Consider the following 610-nt stretch of genomic DNA (forward strand, 5'->3'; position numbering starts at 1 on the left):
TGTCGGCGTCCGCCAATTTGATGGACAGTTGAAGTTGCCCATCAAGGGCCATGTCCAGTTCCAGCTTGAGTTTCTTCAGGTCATGCTCTGCGCTGGTCAGGGATGACAAGATGGCTCGGTTTTCACGAATCAACTGATAAAGCAAAACGTTGACCCCGGAAACTCCAGGCGCCGATGGTGATGATGCGTGTGAATCGTCCAAGGCGTCCTCTTCCATGGTTTGAGGCACTGTAGGCCCGGACGCGATTTTTGTCGAGCAAGTAGAGGAGCCTCATTCTCCCGGGTTGACGGACTTCTCTCATTTTGCTTGGTACGGCTAGCGGGGGGCAGTTCAGAACGCTATACACCCACTATGGACTGATCGGTGGTAGAGCACGAGGCTGGTCGACGAAGTATTTGGGCCGCTGTGCCACTCAAAGCCGCCATCAGGGTCAGCGCGCTGTTGTTGCATCCAACAGCCGCTTACTGGAGTCCGGGTGTGCACCTGAGGTAAAACTTGAAGGCCGCTAACGCTACAATCCCGACATCCAGTGTGCAGTGTTCTAGCCCCGCAGCACCACCAACTCACCCACTCGCGTTGTGTACCGAGGCGTTCGCCGCTCCTGCTTCA

The 610-nt window shown here is 55.9% G+C and carries 1 protein-coding gene; it reads right to left on the reverse strand.

Features of this window, described 5'->3' with window-relative positions:
• The coding region (locus tag HA630_RS02660; RefSeq protein ID WP_208299937.1) for a hypothetical protein at nucleotides 1-217 on the reverse strand (217 nt) is incomplete at its 3' end.
• Between the last annotated feature and the right edge of the window lie 393 nt (nucleotides 218-610).

Source organism: Aquabacterium sp. A08 (genome assembly GCF_011742065.1).